Here is a 15,074-nt window from a genome sequence, read left to right on the forward strand (position 1 = left end):
GCTGCAGCAAACCGTCAGGACCACAAGCTATCTGATAATCGCAGAGCCGCTTCCCAGCAGCTTCCCGATCTTCTCAAGCAGCTCTGGCGAAGGCTTCACGCTGTACTTCTCGCTAAGTGCCAGCGTCCGCTGGTCGCGCTCATAGAACAGCACTGTCTCCAGGTCGCCGGCATGAGCAGAAATAAGCGTTTTGAGCTGCTCCAGACGTCCATTCTCTTCCTTGTCAGCGGCAATCTTGACATAGAGCCGCTGCTTGCGCGATGGACTTCGGCGGGGAGCAGCTTCAGTCCGTGCTGCCAATTTGTCCTGACCGGATGCCAAAGCAGCCGGCGGGCGGGAAGATCCATCCGCCGCCGTTCCGGCAGCGGGCCGCTCTCCTCTGCTGCGGGCAGAAGCCCTGTGCGAGTGCGCCTGCTGGAGCAGCTTTGACGCCTGCTGCGGCAAATCTCCCGCCGCAAGCGGAACCGCCGTCTCCACGATAAGCTTGAGGTCTTCCTCCTCCCGCTGCACGGTAGCCTGCACCAGCAGCAGCGCTCCCTTGGCAAACTCATGCTGGCTTCGCTTCCACAGTGACGGAAAGGCAACAGCCTCCACGCGCTCCAGATGGTCCTCCAGCTCCAGGAAGCCCATCGCCTGGCCTTTCTTCGTGGTGAACGGCTTGACCGAAACGACCATTGCCCCGATAACGACAGCAGCACCGTCCGCGCTATCGTATAAATCAATCATCCGCGGCAAGCCAAGCCCGTCGAGCTGCTCCGCATAGGCATTAAGCGGATGTCCGGAGAGGAAAAGCCCGAGCAGCTCACGCTCCAGCTCCAGCTTCTGAATGGAGCTGAATTCGGCTACCTCCGGCATCTCAACATCCCAGTTCTGGACTTCCTTGAAGTCAAACAGCTCGATTTGCAGTTCCTCGCGCTCTTTGCGCCATTTCAGCGCCGCCTCCACAGTTTCATCCAGCGCCGCAAGCTGCTGGGCGCGATGCCCCGGCAGTGATTCTGTTGCGCCTGCCTGTATCAGCGATTCAAGCACCCGCTTGTTGACGACCCGCAAATCGACACGGCGGCACAGGTCCAGCAGGCTTGCAAACGGCTTCTCCAGCCTCTCCTTCATCAGCGCCTCTATAGCAGTTGTCCCCACGTTTTTGACCGAAGCAAGACCAAAGCGTATCGTGCTGCCCGAAGGGGTAAAACTCACACGGCTCTCCATAATGTCAGGAGGCAGCACCGGAATGCCCATTCGACGGCATTCGTCGACATATTGTGCTGTTTTCCGATGATTGCCTGTCACAGACACGAGCATGGACGCCATAAACGGGACAGGATAATTGGCCTTGAGCCAGGCGGTCTGGAAGGCCAGAACCCCGTAAGCGGCTGCATGGGCCCTGGGGAAACCGTAATCGGCAAAGCGCACAATCATATCGTAGACCCGGTCCGCTTCCTGCCGTGTATATCCTTGACGCAAGCTGCCCTCTACGAAGTGCTCCCGCTGCTCGTCCAGCACCTCACGCTTTTTCTTGGATACAGCACGCCGCAGCAGGTCCGCTTCACCAAGCGAGAAGCCCGCCATGACGGCCGCAATCTGCATAATTTGCTCCTGATAGACAATAATGCCGTACGTATCCTCCAGGATCGGCTCCAGCGCTTCGTGCGGGTATTCAACCTCAATCTGCCCATGTTTGCCCTGAATATATTTAGGGATAAACTCCATCGGACCCGGACGGTACAGTGCCAATACAGAAACGATATCCTCAAAGCCGGAAGGCTTCATATCCTTCAGTACTCTGCGGACACCTGCTGACTCCAGCTGAAATATGCCCGTCGTTTCACCTTTCCCAAGCAATTCGTAAGTAGCCGGGTCATCATAGGATATCGTCCTGAAATCGATCTCCTTGCCATACAGCTTCTTGATCCAGCGGATGGTCCGCTCCAAAATGGACAGCGTACGCAGACCAAGAAAATCCATCTTGAGCAGTCCGACCGCTTCCAAATTCTCCATCGAATACTGGGTCAGCGCCGTCTTCTCCGTTCCGCTCTGAAGCGGCACATAATCGGTCAGCGGCTCGCGGGAAATGACAACGCCCGCAGCATGTGTCGAAGCATGGCGGGGCAATCCTTCGACTTTAATCGCCATATTCAGCAAATCCGCCGTCTGCGGCTGCCGGCCCGCCTCCTCCAGCGCCTCAACTCCCTGAAGCGCTGCTCCGAGCGTAATCCCGAGCTGTTGCGGAATCAGTTTGGCGACACGATCCACCTGCGCATACGGTACATTCAGCGCTCTCCCAACGTCGCGAACCGCCGCCTTGGCCGCCATTGTACCGAACGTAATAATTTGGGCGACATGCTCGGCCCCATATTTGTCCGATACATAAGCAATCACTTCATCACGGCGCTCATCATTAAAGTCAATATCGATATCCGGCATCGATATCCGCTCCGGATTGAGAAAACGCTCAAAGAGCAGCTTATGCCGGATCGGGTCGACATCGGTAATCCGCAGCACGTAGGCGACCAGGCTTCCCGCCGACGAGCCGCGTCCAGGCCCTGTGCGAATGCCCTGTTCATGGGCAAAGCGGATGAAATCCCAGACAATGAGGAAGTAATCGGAGAAGCCCATGCTGCTAATGACCGACAGCTCATAGTCCAGCCTTGTCATAGCCGCTTCCGCAGCGCCCTCTTCCTCCTCGGCTGTACCAAAATCAGGGTAGCGTTCATGCAAGCCCTGCAAACAGAGCTCCCGCAAGTAAGTCCGGGCATCCAGGCCATCCGGCAGCGGGCTGAACGTCGGCAGCACCGAACGGCCAAATTCCAGCTCTAGCCGGCACTGGCCGGCAATCCGCACTGTATTCTGAATGGCACGCGGCACATGGCGGAACAGGTCAGCCATCTCGGTCTGGCTCTTGAAGTAGAGCTGATCGGTCACCATCTTCATCCGGTTCGTGTCATCGACCGTCTTGCCTGTCCCGATGCAGATCAGGAGGTCCTGCAAGGCAGCGTCCTCACGGCGCATATAATGAACGTCGTTCGTTGCCGCAAGCTCAATGCCTGTCTCTTCAGCGAGCTTGAGCATGCCTTGTATGACCTTCTTCTGTTCCAGCAGCCCGTGATCCTGAAGCTCCAGATAAAAGTTTTCCCCGACAGCTTGCCTGTATCGCAGTGCTGCCGCCTTTGCCTCTTCATAACGGTCATGCAGCAGATGCTGAGACACCTCTCCGCCGAGGCAGGCGCTCAGCACGATAAGCCCCTCCGCGTGACGGGACAATGTCTCTATATCAATGCGCGGCTTGTAATGGAATCCTTCCAGATGGCCGATCGAGCACAGCCTCATCAGATTCTGATAACCGGTATAATTGCTTGCCAGCACGATCAGGTGATAGATTGGCTGGTCTTTGCGCGATCCCTTATCGAGACGGGAGCCCGCCGTAAAATACATCTCGCAGCCGATAATCGGCTTAATGCCGCGTTCCTTGCATGCACGGTAAAACGGAATGGCGCCATACATGACCCCGTGGTCTGTCAGCGCCAGCGCATCCATTCCCAGCTCTGCCGCCTTGTCCACCAGCTCCCTGATGCGGGCGGCGCCATCGAGCAAACTGTATTCGCTATGCACATGCAGGTGAACAAATGCATCTCCACTGTTCATTTGACGTACGACCCTTCCGGTTTATATTTATTCTATTTTATCATAATGTGCATGCAGAAGCCCATAAAATGAAACAGGCCCTCTGCAGACGAGCGGCTGATACTAAACCTTTAAGGGCGGTGGCATGCCGTGAATATGAATGTTTTTTTGTCGAAAACGGCCGTGGATTTCTTTATTGCTTTCGGGGTTGTCATTGGCGGGGCGCTGCTTGCCGGGGTCGGATCGGTACTGGTGCTGCAAGCTCCCGGTACGGTTATGCTGGAGACTGCGGCCAAGCTGAAAATATGGGCAATTGTAGCTGCGGTAGGCGGCACGATCGACCCGATGCGGGTCATTGAATCCAATATGCTGGATGGTCATCTGTCCCCCGTGGTGCAGCAGGTCACCATTATTATTACAGCCTTTTTGGGCGCACACATGGGAACGGAACTGGTCAAAATGATCTGCGGGGAGGTTCTGTAGCGATGCGCGTTCCGCCCTTCGAACGGTATCGCGGATTTACACGCGCCGCCGGGTGCTTCATTCTGGGCGCTGTAGTCGGCGCAGCGGTATTCAACAGCATCAACCATAATCACCTGAACGAGCTGCACCGCTCCGTAGATAAGCTGAATACCGTCATTGAAGAAAAAAATCATGATATCAAACAGCTCACTGAATATAAAAATGAACATAACAACGTGATTAAAACGGTCCATATTTATGTAGAGAACAACCGGATGAAAAAGCCAGGCACAGGTATAGATTCACGGACCGAACTGGAACTGAAAAAAATAGTCAAAAAGGATTTTGATATTTTTCTCGGACGCAAAGTCTATGATATCGGGGACGATTCCCGGCTGACCCGGACACTGCTCGGCAATAAGGTATACACCATAGGGGTGGACAACAAAAAATTTCAGGTTCAGGTCAGAACGATGCTCGTTGTGGATACTTCCTTAACGGTATGGGTCACAGCAAAGATGCAACCTGCTCTTTAAAATGATACAATGGATCAGGCACCCAAATCTGCCAGACTGTTCAGCAATAATTGGATGCCAAGCGTACCCATATCATAAAGGAGCGTGTCTACCATCATGGCCGTCATACAATGGCTGCTTTTTGCAGGAGTTGTGATTACCCTTTGCCTTACAACCTATTTCAGCTATAAAGCGCGCCGTTCGCAGGAAGCTCGCGTTCGCGGATTAAATACAGCCCGGATGAACATCAGCATGGGCACAATGCTCGTCATGCTGTCTCTCATTCAGATGGTCATGTTCAGCGGGTCCACTGTCAGAATGATTGTAGGTGCCGTATTTCTGGTGCTCGGACTGTTCAACCTGTTTGCAGGCATCCGCAACCGCACACTGTTCTTGACCATGAAGCAATAGGCCGGGGTTCTCAATCAGTTTCTCACATTTGATTTAGACTCATGAGTCGGGTTATTTTATCCGCAGTGAAGGTTCTTTTTTCTCAAAACAGGTGTTGAAGCATTTCACGCTTCAACACCTGTTTTGCATACATCTTCTTCTGCGCTTCGTATAGATAAATATGATTTACTTTTAAATAATGTTATTGAATCAACAGATACACCTGTGGTTAAATCCTTTTATCCAGGGAGAATATACAATGAAAAAATTATATACGCTGCTTCTTCTCGCCTTGATGCTGAATGGTTGTGGAATTGAAAGTCAGATGAACAACCCGGCACCTGAAAATCAGCCCTTGACTAGCAATCAAAAACAAGTTGACGACAAGTTTACCGTTTACGATGAATGGACCGAAAACGGACTGCAACTTGAAATGCACTACTTAGATCTAAAAGCTGGCTATAAGCTCTATGAAAATTGCTTTTTAGAGACGGCCTCTGCGATTAAACTGGATCAACAGACGGAAGGATTATTGCTTAAAATTAATGGCAATGATCCGAATATGATTATTAATCATGACAGTGATAACCGGTTTGCCTATTTAATATGGGCAAATATAGATGGACATCTTGAGCTGATTTTTAACTCTTTGGAGTTGGAAATTAATAAAGACGATAATTACATCACGTCCATAACAGACGATAAACAGATTTCCATAACCGACACGGCAAATGATTTTAAAGCAGATTTTACTCCGTACATAAGTGAAGGTGAAGAAAAATTCTATCAAGACATCATTAATGATCCCGATCAGGTTAAAGGGTTATTTACAGCTTCAAAATGGTTCATGGCCGTAGAATTTCTTGAAGATGAAACTACCTTTCGAATAAAATTGACAAAATTATTTGGTGGATACCGGTCAGCCAACCCGTCAGGATATTTTGAGTATCAGTATACGTATGAAAACGGGAAGTTTTATTTGAACAAGGAAGCTTTCTACACAGTTAAAGGATTAAATTTGATCGATCCGGTTCTTATAAAAAATGTGGATTACAACTAGCTAAATTCAAGCTGATGCCGGAGGCTCAACCGGAATCAGCTTGTTTGCTCTTTATGCACATCACGTACGCGGATGTCAAGGATCAATCATTTGCGCACTCAGCATGGCCTTGGCAGCCAGGCCGTGATCATCGACAATTTCGATTTCCAGCTTGGCAGACTTCCGGTTCATCTCCAGCAACCGCGGCACGATGGAGATTTCATGATCAATCTGGATCGGTCTTACAAAGTAAGTCGTCACGCTCTCCAGCACGTGGTCGCGCTTGCCGATCTCCCAGATCAACAGACGCCCGGCTTGCATAAGCAGCGTCATCAGCACCCCTTCGGATACCGTGCCGAGCGGCCCGGACATCTGCGGTGTCATGCGCCCCCTGTACAGCCATCCTTCCCCTGTCCGCTCCCCGGTTATTTTCGTAAATCCGCTCCAGATCAGATCGTCGAAGGTTTCACCGGATTGCGGCTGCTTGCCGGCAAACGGCATTGCCGACAGCACCTCCTGCCTGGTGACAACGGCAATGAGCTTGCGCTGGCGGTCGACAATCGGCAGCAAATCAATGCCTTCCGAGGCCATCGTATGGGCAGCAGATGTGATCGGCGTATTCGCACGGACGGTAATCGGATTGCGGGTCATCAGCCTGTCCACCGTCTGCGAAAGCGGATTGCCAGCCGCATCTCTGGACGTAATGATGCCGATAATCCGGCCCTTCTCATCGATAACCGGGAAGCGTGCGCGCCCTGTCTCCCGCTGCAGACGTTCAAACGTCTCCATCGTATCCCCCGGGTGCATCGTCTCCAATGTCTGCCCGAAGGTGACAATATCCTCTATCCGCATAATTTTCTGCTGGATAAGGCGGTCATACATGGCACGGTTAATAATTGACGCCACAGTGAACGTATCGTGCTTGCAGGATATGACCGGCAGCCCGCGCTCGTCCGACAGCCTTTTGACTTCATCGCTGGTGTCGAATCCCCCGGTAATCAGCACGCCTGCGCCCTCTTCCAGCGCATAATGATGCGCATCTTCACGGTTACCTACTATGAGCAGGCTATCCGCGTCAATATAAGGCAGCATTGCCTCCAGCTTCATCGCGCCAATGACGAATTTCTGCAATGTTTTATCCAGTCCCGATGCTCCGCCAAGCACCTGGCCATCCAGAATCGTCGCGATCTCCGAGAAGGTCAGACGGTCATGCTGGCTGCGCTGCTTCTTCTCAATTCGCACGGTGCCGATTCTCTCTCTCGTGCTGACAATGCCGATCTTCTCGGCTTCCTTCAACGCCCGGTACGCAGTACCTTCACTGACCTGCAGCGCTTTGGCAATCGAGCGCACGGATATCTTCTCGCCGATCTTGAGCTGTTGGATATACTGCAGGATAAATTCATGCTTCGTTAGCGCCTCATCTCCGGGTTCTATCGTCTCCACCGGTAATTCCCCCCTGCCAATTGTAAAAAAACATTTTCATTTTAGGCCAAAAGCAAGTAAAGTAATAACAGGCAATCACTTTTTTAACCCAGGCTGCACCTGCGGCTGCCTGAAGGAGAAGCACGCATGGATTACATACTGGATTCACTTATCAATTTATTCTTTCTGTCGATCCCGCAAACCTTTATTTACTTAATGTTCAGTTTTCTGTTCTGGGGACTCGCGCTGGAGCATTACGCTGCCAGGCTGTTTTGGACGAGCGCCCTTCATTCCTTGTATTTGCATATTATGGCGGATGTCATTCCTGCTTCTGTTCACATCCTGCATTCGCTGCTAGCCTTCGCCCTGCTTTTTTCATGGATTTTCCGGTCACTCAGCCTTCAGGCGAAGCTGGCCATCCAGATTACCTTTATTGTATCTGTAATTTGTTCCGATTTGGTTGCATTTCTGATCGGCTCCAGTGTGTTTGATTCCATGAGCCTACAGAATACGAACGTGTGGGACCGGCTGCTGCTGCATTGGCCCCTATTCATGATGGTTTCAGCTATCGGCTGGCTTCTTCATCGCCGCGCCTGCTATCCCGGCCTAAAAATGAAAGCTTTCCTGAAGAGCAAGCATCATCGCCCGATTTTTCTGTTTTGTGTGCTCATACTCATCCAGGCCATGACGCTTACAACCTATTTCTTTTCCCGTTATTTTACCCGATATGATCAAATTACCAAACTCCTGTTTTATATCGGTCTCTGCTCTACCGTATTCGTCAGCTTTATGGCAATCCGGCTCATCTTCAAAACACGGGAGGAAGCGATCACCGCGACCCGCAGCGTCTATGTCAGTGATGTGATGCAGATGCTGACGTCCATTCGCGGACAGCGTCATGATTTTTTGAATCATATTCAGGTAATCTCGTCCATGGTCACGATGAAAAAATATGAGCAGTTGAAATGCTATATTGAAGAGGTTGCCGTAGACCTCCAGGCACAAAACCGCACCAGCAGCCAGGTTCCCGCTGCCGCTGTCGCTGCCCTGGTACAGTCCAAGCTGACTGTCGCCGCGGAGCAAAATATCCGGTTCGAGTACGAAATTCCCGAGCGTTTCGATACTGTGCATGTGAAAAGCATTGATCTGATCCGCATTCTCGGCAATCTGACGGACAATGCCTTCGATGAAGTCATGACACTGCCGCAAAAGGAGCGTTCTGTCCGTCTTACTCTGAGACAGTATCATAACGAAGTGGAAATTGAAGTCCATAATAACGGCCGACTGCTCGGCGAGGAAGACCGGCTTATGATGTTCACACCCGGCTATACGACGAAGGAGCATAATCATTCGGGGCTCGGGCTGTCCATTGTCTCTGATCTGGTCAAACGGTATAACGGCTCTATCCATGTACATTCTGAGCCCGGAAAGGGCATCACCATAAAGGTTTTACTCCCGGATATTTTTCCGGTTGCAGCAGATTGACAGCAAAGCGGATGATTTTGTCGCCCTTTGCAAATAGAGCCGGGGCGCTCCTGACGGAGCGCCCCGGCTTTTTTTCACAGAAAAGACAGATACACTAAGATGGCAATCATGCCTTGGCACGGCGGGAACGGCTCTCCTGCTGCCTCAGCTTGAGCTGCCACATCCGTCTTTTCGCACGCTTGATCTTCTCCAGCTGCTGCCGGGTCTCCTCATCCACACCAAGCAGGGCATGAAGATTGGCTGCAATAACCAGAAGCGCAAAGCCGATCCATACCGCGCCGAACACGGTCGCCAGCGTCCAGGCTTCACGAAATTCCAGCTTGGGAATGGCGATCAGCACCATAACAAGGGCTAATGCCAAATAAATGGCATGAGGAAGCTTCTTCATATTCACGATTGATGGCCCCTTTCTGACAAAAAGGTTACTCTCTACCATCATCTTATGAAGTCCCGCCGCGATTTATGTGTACAACCTATTCGTAAATGTCCTTGAGGGCATCAGACATAATTTTGTTCACATCATCAAAAACAGCCGCGAATCTGCGCTCGGCCTCAAACAAGCGGTGGATATGCGGATTTAGGCTAATGACCTCATACAGCCTGTTCATCGTATCCAGATCGCCTTCGCTCGGCTCTTCCCCCGCCATCATCTTTTGCTGAAAGCCTTCCTGCCGGGAGCGGAAATCATCCAGCATCCTCTTCGCCTCGCTATCCGATTCAACCACCTGGCGGGCAGCCTTTAAATCCTGTACCTCCAGGCTTTCACGGAGTGCCTTGGCCAGCTCATATGCTTTATCATATACGTTCATGTCGAATCCCTCCAAAACGTGTTAGATCCTGCCCCACCGATTCATTTCCTTCGATCATACCATCAAGTCCTTCTCCAGCCAAGTCATTGTCCCAACTTTGATAACCCGTACTTTTATTTACAGCTTTGAGTGGGTCAATCACCAAGGGATAGATGTCCTCATATGATGAACTAATTGCAAGGCTTCCAACCTTCACACTCGTTACATCTGCTGTGGAAGGAGATCAATAATGCTCAAATCGAAAGTCGCCGTACAGGTAGTCAGCCCAGGCATCCTGTCAGATGACGCACTAATGCTTGGCGAAGCTTATTTGAAACAATGGAAGATTCCGCAGGGCCAATCCATCGAACTAAAATTCGGAGCCTACAAGCAGCAGGTTAAGGTTGTGCCGGTTCCAAAATTCGAAGGGATGCGCATTAGCCAGTTGCTTGCCAAACGTCTTGGCTTGCCGGGCAGCACCAGCCTGCGCATCCAGTACCGCGCTTCGGCGATGACACTGTCGCTGGGCCCGCTCATCGGGGTGCTGATTAGCCGGGATTACCCGGATACACCGGAGAAGCCGTTTGGTTCAATCACTATGTTTTGCAAAGAACTGGTGGATGCCTGCAAGGTTCAGGGGGCTCACGTGTATTTCTTCACCCCAAACCATATCGGCAGCAGTTCCAGTTCCGTTCAAGGTTGGGTGTACGCTTCAGGCTGGCACAAAATAACTGTTCCCGTCCCGGATGTGATCAACAATCGTCTCACCTCGCGCAAGCTGGAGAACAAGACGAGTGTCCAGCGTCTCATCAGGGATGCGAAGTCCCGTTACCAGACTCAGGTATTCAATGAGAAGTTCCTGGACAAATCAGAGGTATTCGACGCGCTGCGAAATGATTCAGCCCTGCACCGATACCTGCCTGAATCGCATTTGCTCAAAAATTTTCCGATGCTCAAAACGATGTGCTCGCGCTATTCCACTATCTTTTTGAAACCAATCCGGGGCAGCCTTGGGAAAGGCATTATCCGGGTCAAAAGGAGCGAAGGCGGGTTTCAGGCCATGTATACAACACCGCTAGGCACCCGCAAAGAACAGTATGCAACGCTGACAAAACTATTCTCCAGTTTGTCAGGCAAAATCAAAACCGTCCGCTACCAAATCCAGCAAGGTCTCCAGCTAATAGACATCGGCAAGCGGCCTGTCGACTTCCGCGCTCTTGTACAAAAAAATGCGACCGGAACCTGGGGACTGACCTCAATTGTCGCACGAACCGCAGGCAGCCAGCACTTTGTCTCCAATCTGGCGCGTGGCGGAACACTGAGCACCGTTAAGGAAGCTGTCGCCAAATCCAACTTAAGCGCAGGCAACAAAAAAGATGCCTCCGGCAAGCTGCAGCGGGCTGCACTGGAAATTGCCAAAGGGGTGGATAAATATATCCCCGCCCACTTCGGCGAGCTCGGCATCGACCTGGCATTGGATACAAGCGGACGGGTATGGCTGCTGGAGGTCAACTCCAAGCCTTCCAAGAACGACAATACACCGCTGAATAATGATCAGAAAATCAGACCCTCGGTGCGGCTGATGATTCAATATGCCCGCTTTATCTCCGGCTTCTGATTCAAGGAGGATAACATGACCCAGCCGCAGTGGAATTTGGGGATTCATATTGCCGAAGCGACCGTGCCCCCTCAAGATAAGCAGCGCCTTCCGGAAGACAGCTTCTGCCGCGAGCTTTGCCGCCTGGGGCATGAATATGGCTTTCAAGTCTTTGTATTTTCACCGCTGCATTACGATCCGGATACAGGCGTGCTTCAGGGCTATCAGCTTCAGGAGGGCGTCTGGGAATTCGGGCCTTGCCCCCTGCCGGACATTGTGTATGACCGCTGCTATTATCAAGGACGCCAGGAGCGTCTAAGAGATAAGGCAGCCATGCAAGCGATGATGCTGCGCCATCCATGGGTCCGGCTTGGCTCACAGCTTCCCGGCAAGCTTGATGTATACCGCCTGCTGCTCGGAGAGCCAGAGCTGGCAGAGCTGCTCCCGCGCACCGCTCCTTACCGGAGCAGCAGACAACTGCTCAGATGGCTGGAGCGGGAACCGGACGGCATCGTGCTCAAGCCGGATGCCGGCATGCAGGGCAGGGGGATTTTGCGCATCTGGCAGGGCCCGGGAGGCCTGCAAATCCAGGGCCGCAATGCGGCGAACCGTCCTTATGCTTATTCTTTCGGGCAAAAGGAGCAGCCTCTATCATCCTTTAACCGGATCATTTCAGGACGATCCTACCTGCTGCAGCCCTATCTCCGTCTGAATGAAGCGTCGCAGCGCCCTTTTGATATCCGTGTGCTGATCCAAAAGAATGCGTCCGGACGCTGGTCCATTACCGGCACTGCGATCCGGGTGGGAGAGCCGAATGTCCTGACCGCCAATCTGCATGGCGGAGGCAGTGCTGCTCCTGCTGAGCCGTTCCTCCAAGCCTTGCTGGGTACAGAGAAGAGTGATGCCGTCATGGAACAGCTGCATCAAGCAAGCTACTGTGCGGCCCGCAGGCTTGAGCAGCACTGTGGAAGACTCCTGGAACTTGGACTTGATTTTGGGCTCGAGGCCAATGGCAGACTGTGGCTGCTCGAAGCAAATTCCAAGCCGGGACGCTCCTTGTTTACATTGCTGGGGGAGATGGATATTGCCTCTCTGTCTCATTCCCGGCCGCTCCAATATGCCCGGCTGCTATGCAGCCGTTCGGCCCTGTATATGCCACAATTCGAAGCAAATTGAACTCACGCATTGATTTTAAAGAAGGGTTTTCCCACGGAAAACTTTCAGGAGGTTCATACATGAGTTTGACGTTTTGCAACATTCACTTTTCCCAAAAGCCAAATAAAGTCGTCTATTTATCCCAACCGCTTATTAAGCAGTTCAAGTTGACGGGTAAAAAGTCCATTCAACTGAAGCTCGGAAAAGAGGTGATCACCGCCATTGTCAGACCGCTCAAAAAAACGGGCAATCATCTGTACCTCTCATCGGGTGTACGGCAGTCGATCCGCATTCCCAAATCAGGCAGCGTCTACGTCACCACCTCCGGAGAGGATGAATTGCAGCTTGGCCCGCTAATCGGCGTGCTTACCGATTCCGGCCCGGGAGCAACTCCATTCGGCACGCGGACCGGCTTCATTAAGCAGCTTCTCAAGCTGGGGGAGAAAAGGGCGTTTTTCTTCGCCTTCACGCCACGGGATATCAATTGGCAAAACGAAACGGTCAACGGACATTTCCTTAACTCTCAGGGCGGGTGGTACCGTAAAGTCGTACCTCTTCCCGATGTTGTCTATAACAGGCTTCCAAGCCGCAAGGCAGAGACCACTTCCCCGATCCAGTCGCTCAGGGAAAGATTTATCCGTAAAAATATTCCTTTCTTTAACTGGAGCTTCTTCAACAAGTCAGATGTCTACAAATTGCTCGAAGGGGACACGGAGGCCGAGCAGCATATGCCTGAATCCGTGAACAATCCGACGCCGGAGAAGATCAAGGAGCTGCTTGAGAAGCACCAGTTCGTCTACTATAAACCAACGGCAGGAAGCCTGGGCAATGGCATCTATCGTCTGACCTATCACCCCAAACGCGGATATTTTGCCCGTTACCGCCGTGGAGGGAGCAATGTGCTATTGCGGTTCAACAGCTTCAAAAGCCTGATGCGGATGCTGACAGCCCGTCATGGCGGCTTTCTGAGCCGTTATGTGATCCAGCAAGGCATACGCTTGATTGAAATCGAAGGCTGTCCGCTTGACTTCCGCTTTCATATGCACAAGAACGGCAAAAATGAGTGGGTGCCTGTAGGCATTGGCGCGAAAAAAGCCGGACGTGGCAGCGTCACGACGCATATTAAAAACGGAGGCTCGCTGATGACACCGGAACAGGCGCTCAGCCGGACATTTGGGCCACGAGGCGGAGAAGTCCTGAATTACGCCAAGGCTGTTGCGATTAAATTATGCCAACGCATTGAATACAACTATCCGCATACCCTCGGGGAGCTGGGGCTGGACCTTGGCATTGACAAAGATGGTGAAGTCTATATGTTCGAAGCCAATGCCAAGCCAGGCCGTTCCATCTTCAAGCATCCGGCACTCAAAGATGAAGGACGCGCTTCCCTCTCCTATATTTTAGAGCATTGCCTCTACTTGAGCCGGTTCCGCAGGAGGGAAAATGAATGAACGTGGAATGGGTAGATGACGAGGATAGTTTCGAGCTTCACAGCAGCAAGCCTGTTCTGGCGATACTGACTGTAGAGGACGACTTGCAGTTTTTCCGGGGCAACCGCAGCAACTTTTCAGATTTGCTCCAGACAGGCAAAGAGCTGGGGTTCATAACCTACGTCCTGACGACCAGTGATTTGAACCTCAACAAACGGAGAGTAAAAGGCTTTGCCTATTCAGCAGAAACGAAAACCTGGCATCAGCGCATGTTCCCGCTGCCGGGAATTATCTACAACCGGATTCCGTTCAGGGAGGATGAGACGCAGCCGGCCGTCCGCCGCAAGCTGGCGGCCATTATGCGCCATCCGGGCATCCGCTTGTTCAATCCGAAGTTTTTTGACAAATGGAGCCTGTTTGAGTGGCTGAAGTTGTCCAAGACAACAAAGCCGTTCATTCCGAGCACCCGGAAACTGATGACTCCGGTCGGGCTGAAAAACATGCTGCGCAAGCATCCGTATTTATATCTCAAGCCGATAAGCGGCAAAGCAGGCGTGGGCATTATGACCATCCTGATTCAGCCCGATAAGCCGAAGCCTTACCGGCTGAAGGTGCAGTCCAAAAAGAAGAGCATTACCTACCGCTGTGCAAGCATCAGCAACCTGTGGTCCCGCATTAAGAAGCAGAGTTCGGGTGAAGCCTATATTGCCCAGCAGGGCATAGAGCTGGCCTCTTTCCATGACCGGCGGTTCGACCTGCGTGCGCTGGTGCAGAAGAACAGGCTCGGGCAGTGGGATCTTACCGGCATCGGGGCGCGTGTTGCGGGCTCCAGCAGCATTACGACCCACGTTCCTCGCGGGGGCTGTATCGAAGACCCGGAGAAGCTGCTCGTCAGTGCTTTCGGGACAGAACAGGCCCGGCGCCTGCTCGTTCGGGTGAAGCAGACCGCTATGATGATCGCCAAGCAGATTGAACGGGGAAGCAAATTTACGCTTGGCGAGATGTCCATGGATTTGGGGGTAGACGTAGACGGCAATGTTTGGCTCTTCGAAGCCAATTCCAAGCCGATGAAATTCGATGAGCCTCACATACGCAAAAAATCCCTGGAGCGTATTTATCATTACGGCCTGTATCTGAACAAACAAAAGCTGGAAAAAGCGGGAGGAGCTTAGC

At 52.1% G+C, this 15,074-nt stretch carries 14 protein-coding genes; 9 read left to right on the forward strand and 5 right to left on the reverse strand.

The window, feature by feature from the left end; translation table 11 throughout:
- Positions 1–27 precede the first annotated feature (27 nt).
- A complete protein-coding gene (locus H583_RS0119340) occupies positions 28–3,639 on the reverse strand; it encodes a DNA polymerase III subunit alpha (protein ID WP_028561916.1) in 3,612 nt (1,203 codons plus the stop codon).
- A 135-nt stretch (positions 3,640–3,774) separates the two neighbouring features.
- Here H583_RS0119340 and H583_RS0119345 point away from each other — a divergent pair, with 135 nt between their 5' ends.
- From H583_RS0119345 to H583_RS0119360, 4 genes are all read left to right on the forward strand, one after another.
- Entirely contained in the window at positions 3,775–4,101 is a 327-nt protein-coding gene (locus H583_RS0119345) for a YtrH family sporulation protein (RefSeq protein ID WP_028561917.1), read from the forward strand.
- Between the two features lie 2 nt (positions 4,102–4,103).
- Positions 4,104–4,616, forward strand: a complete 513-nt coding sequence (locus tag H583_RS0119350; protein WP_028561918.1) for a sporulation membrane protein YtrI — start codon at positions 4,104–4,106, stop codon at positions 4,614–4,616.
- A 96-nt stretch (positions 4,617–4,712) separates the two neighbouring features.
- Positions 4,713–5,006: a YtpI family protein gene (locus H583_RS0119355; protein ID WP_036709976.1), complete on the forward strand. Its 294-nt coding sequence runs from the start codon at positions 4,713–4,715 to the stop codon at positions 5,004–5,006.
- 238 nt (positions 5,007–5,244) lie between these two features.
- The gene (locus H583_RS0119360; protein WP_028561920.1) at positions 5,245–6,045 is read left to right on the forward strand and encodes a hypothetical protein; all 801 of its coding nucleotides are present in this window, start codon (positions 5,245–5,247) and stop codon (positions 6,043–6,045) included.
- 75 nt (positions 6,046–6,120) lie between these two features.
- On the opposite strand, the gene H583_RS0119365 is transcribed toward H583_RS0119360, so the two are convergent.
- Positions 6,121–7,458 (reverse strand): DRTGG domain-containing protein, encoded by a 1,338-nt coding sequence (locus tag H583_RS0119365; protein ID WP_028561921.1) that lies wholly within the window; start codon positions 7,456–7,458, stop codon positions 6,121–6,123.
- A gap of 135 nt (positions 7,459–7,593) precedes the next feature.
- Here H583_RS0119365 and H583_RS0119370 point away from each other — a divergent pair, with 135 nt between their 5' ends.
- The gene (locus H583_RS0119370; RefSeq protein ID WP_028561922.1) at positions 7,594–8,931 is read left to right on the forward strand and encodes a sensor histidine kinase; all 1,338 of its coding nucleotides are present in this window, start codon (positions 7,594–7,596) and stop codon (positions 8,929–8,931) included.
- Between the two features lie 106 nt (positions 8,932–9,037).
- Here the strand turns inward: H583_RS0119370 and H583_RS0119375 are convergent, their stop codons facing one another.
- The 3 genes from H583_RS0119375 to H583_RS37050 all read right to left on the reverse strand — a co-directional run bounded on the left by H583_RS0119375 (position 9,038) and on the right by H583_RS37050 (position 9,936).
- Entirely contained in the window at positions 9,038–9,319 is a 282-nt protein-coding gene (locus H583_RS0119375) for a hypothetical protein (RefSeq protein ID WP_036710270.1), read from the reverse strand.
- Between the two features lie 85 nt (positions 9,320–9,404).
- Complete coding sequence (locus H583_RS0119380; protein ID WP_028561924.1) at positions 9,405–9,740, reverse strand: YlbF/YmcA family competence regulator; 336 nt, start codon at positions 9,738–9,740, stop codon at positions 9,405–9,407.
- Complete coding sequence (locus H583_RS37050) at positions 9,727–9,936, reverse strand: hypothetical protein (RefSeq protein ID WP_028561925.1); 210 nt, start codon at positions 9,934–9,936, stop codon at positions 9,727–9,729. The genes H583_RS0119380 and H583_RS37050 overlap by 14 nt, the downstream gene beginning before the upstream one ends.
- 33 nt (positions 9,937–9,969) lie before the next feature.
- Between H583_RS37050 and H583_RS0119390 the strand changes: the two genes are divergently transcribed.
- From H583_RS0119390 to H583_RS0119405, 4 genes are read left to right on the forward strand one after another with little or no spacing between them, the layout of a single operon-like run.
- Positions 9,970–11,337: a YheC/YheD family endospore coat-associated protein gene (locus H583_RS0119390; protein WP_028561926.1), complete on the forward strand. Its 1,368-nt coding sequence runs from the start codon at positions 9,970–9,972 to the stop codon at positions 11,335–11,337.
- A 15-nt stretch (positions 11,338–11,352) separates the two neighbouring features.
- The gene (locus H583_RS0119395; RefSeq protein WP_028561927.1) at positions 11,353–12,492 is read left to right on the forward strand and encodes a YheC/YheD family endospore coat-associated protein; all 1,140 of its coding nucleotides are present in this window, start codon (positions 11,353–11,355) and stop codon (positions 12,490–12,492) included.
- Between the two features lie 59 nt (positions 12,493–12,551).
- The gene (locus H583_RS0119400; protein WP_028561928.1) at positions 12,552–13,922 is read left to right on the forward strand and encodes a YheC/YheD family endospore coat-associated protein; all 1,371 of its coding nucleotides are present in this window, start codon (positions 12,552–12,554) and stop codon (positions 13,920–13,922) included.
- Entirely contained in the window at positions 13,919–15,073 is a 1,155-nt protein-coding gene (locus H583_RS0119405; RefSeq protein ID WP_028561929.1) for a YheC/YheD family endospore coat-associated protein, read from the forward strand. The genes H583_RS0119400 and H583_RS0119405 overlap by 4 nt, the downstream gene beginning before the upstream one ends.
- The last annotated feature ends 1 nt before the right edge of the window (position 15,074 follow it).

Source organism: Paenibacillus pinihumi DSM 23905 = JCM 16419 (assembly GCF_000422505.1).
Classification (GTDB): Bacteria; Bacillota; Bacilli; order Paenibacillales; family Paenibacillaceae; genus Paenibacillus_D; species Paenibacillus_D pinihumi.

Excerpts from the sequence above, each read along its gene's own strand:
- H583_RS0119340 (WP_028561916.1), bottom strand. The coding sequence starts at position 3,639 with ATGAACAGTGGAGATGCATTTGTTCACCTGCATGTGCATAGCGAATAC.
- H583_RS0119345 (WP_028561917.1), top strand. The coding sequence starts at position 3,775 with ATGAATGTTTTTTTGTCGAAAACGGCCGTGGATTTCTTTATTGCTTTC.
- H583_RS0119350 (WP_028561918.1), top strand. The coding sequence starts at position 4,104 with ATGCGCGTTCCGCCCTTCGAACGGTATCGCGGATTTACACGCGCCGCC.
- H583_RS0119355 (WP_036709976.1), top strand. The coding sequence starts at position 4,713 with ATGGCCGTCATACAATGGCTGCTTTTTGCAGGAGTTGTGATTACCCTT.
- H583_RS0119360 (WP_028561920.1), top strand. The coding sequence starts at position 5,245 with ATGAAAAAATTATATACGCTGCTTCTTCTCGCCTTGATGCTGAATGGT.
- H583_RS0119370 (WP_028561922.1), top strand. The coding sequence starts at position 7,594 with ATGGATTACATACTGGATTCACTTATCAATTTATTCTTTCTGTCGATC.
- H583_RS0119375 (WP_036710270.1), bottom strand. The coding sequence starts at position 9,319 with ATGAAGAAGCTTCCTCATGCCATTTATTTGGCATTAGCCCTTGTTATG.
- H583_RS0119380 (WP_028561924.1), bottom strand. The coding sequence starts at position 9,740 with ATGAACGTATATGATAAAGCATATGAGCTGGCCAAGGCACTCCGTGAA.
- H583_RS0119390 (WP_028561926.1), top strand. The coding sequence starts at position 9,970 with ATGCTCAAATCGAAAGTCGCCGTACAGGTAGTCAGCCCAGGCATCCTG.
- H583_RS0119395 (WP_028561927.1), top strand. The coding sequence starts at position 11,353 with ATGACCCAGCCGCAGTGGAATTTGGGGATTCATATTGCCGAAGCGACC.
- H583_RS0119400 (WP_028561928.1), top strand. The coding sequence starts at position 12,552 with ATGAGTTTGACGTTTTGCAACATTCACTTTTCCCAAAAGCCAAATAAA.
- H583_RS0119405 (WP_028561929.1), top strand. The coding sequence starts at position 13,919 with ATGAACGTGGAATGGGTAGATGACGAGGATAGTTTCGAGCTTCACAGC.